Source organism: uncultured Planktosalinus sp., assembly GCF_963973675.1.
In the GTDB taxonomy this organism is placed as follows: Bacteria; Bacteroidota; Bacteroidia; order Flavobacteriales; family Flavobacteriaceae; genus Planktosalinus.
In genome coordinates this window covers 1-1,672 of record NZ_CAXBAN010000466.1, presented here as the reverse complement: position 1 = coordinate 1,672, position 1,672 = coordinate 1, and the positions used below count along the sequence as shown (strand labels likewise).

At 40.8% G+C, this 1,672-nt stretch carries 2 protein-coding genes; one reads left to right on the top strand and one right to left on the bottom strand.

Features of this window, described 5'->3' with window-relative positions; all coding sequences use genetic code 11:
- Positions 1-1,115: S8 family serine peptidase (locus AACY61_RS13390; RefSeq protein ID WP_339612081.1), on the bottom strand; the 1,115-nt coding region annotated here is incomplete at its 3' end.
- A 227-nt stretch (positions 1,116-1,342) separates the two neighbouring features.
- Here AACY61_RS13390 and AACY61_RS13385 point away from each other — a divergent pair.
- Positions 1,343-1,672, top strand: coding sequence for a hypothetical protein (locus AACY61_RS13385; protein ID WP_339612080.1), 330 nt, complete (start codon positions 1,343-1,345; stop codon positions 1,670-1,672).

The following is a 1,672-nucleotide window of genomic DNA, read 5'->3' as shown; positions in this document are numbered from 1 at the left end:
TGTGCCACGACATCGGGTTTGATTCGTCCGTCAACTGTGGGTCCCTGTGAGCTAAAACCGGCAGCATTTTCATCTTCATCAACAGCACCAATCGTGAGCATACCGGAAGAATCACCCGGAGTTCCTACCCAAGGAAAGCTTCCATTCCCACTGTTACCGGCGGATGTTACCAGGAGGAGTCCTTTGTCAAAACCGTGATTGGCTCCACGGGCACCAAAAGTGGTTTGGCCGTCTAAGTCTTCATAGGAATGTGAATAGGCCGGGTTGTCATACTCCCTGTATCCCAATGAGGTGTTAACGACATGGACCCCCAGGCTGTCGGCTCGTTCCAGAGCTTCAACCCAGTAAGCTTCTTCAACAGGGGTTTCTGATGAAACATCTTCTGTAATGAATAAGTAATAAGAGGCATCGGGTGCTGTTCCGGCAAAATCATTTTCAAGTATTCCACCCATCGTACTTAAAACACGGGTGCCATGTGTGTGACTGCCATAAGATGTGGTTCTGTTTACAAAGTCATAGACGCCCAGAATTCTTCCGTCATCCCTGATATATGAAAACCCTTGTTGGGTGTCTACCCCTTCAAAACCACTGTCGAGAATGGCAATACGCATCCCTGTACCAGTAAACCCTTCAGAATGGAGAAAGTCACCTGAGAGCATTTCGATTTGATTGGCTGCTGCTCCATATTCGAAATTTTTAGTGCTGTTTTCAAAAGCAAATTTATCTTCCACAGGGGTAAGACCGGGTACAAAATTGAGGGATTTGTCTGCATACTCTATGTCCAAAACAAAGGATAGATCAAGGAGTGCATCAATTTGTGCTTGCGAACCTCTTACAAAGGCACAATTCATCCACTTGGATTTGGCAAGTACTGAAATTCCCGTTTGATTTTTGAGTTGGGTGATGTAGTTTTCGTTAACCGGTACATCGCGTTCATCAATAGGGATGTTATGCAAGGTCTTTCGGTCAATCGCTTCCTGCGTAAGGATGGTAAGGGGGTTGTTTATGGATTGTTGTACATTTTCCTTATCAACAAAAATGACCCAGGCGTCTTCCACCTGTGCGAAAAACACTTGTGAAACCAGTAAAGATAAAAAAAGAATGCTTTTTTTCATGAGTTTTATTTTCGTAAACCTTCAAGGTTTTAAAACCTTGAAGGTTTAACAAAGATAAAGAATATTTTACACCCTTGAAGGGGTTTAGGAGCTTTTGAATCAAGCCTCAACCTTTGAAGGGTTTAACACCTTTCAAAGGTTGATGTTTTTTTTCTTTATATTTAGTACCACAGAATAATACAATCTTTTAAGAGATCCAAACCCTTGAAGAATTTTACGTAAAAAAAATGAAAGACAACAAAGCCATTCTGGAACCTGAAAGCACCTATCACATTTACAATCGGGCCAACGGTAACGAACAATTGTTTTTATCTGATGATAATTACCGGTACTTCCTCAAAAAATACGATAATTATATCGCTCCAATTGCCGATACATTTTGCTATTGCTTAATGCCCAATCATTTTCATTTTTTGGTGAGGATAAAAAGAGAATCAGAAGTGGCTGAAGTAGTATTAAAAAAAATAGAAAATCCTGGAGCAAAATCAAAAACCCTTCAAGGGTTCAAAACCCTTGAAGGGTTGCCAAGACAACAAGCATTTTCCTATTTTTTTTAA

Excerpts from the sequence above, each read along its gene's own strand:
- AACY61_RS13385 (WP_339612080.1), top strand. The coding sequence starts at position 1,343 with ATGAAAGACAACAAAGCCATTCTGGAACCTGAAAGCACCTATCACATT.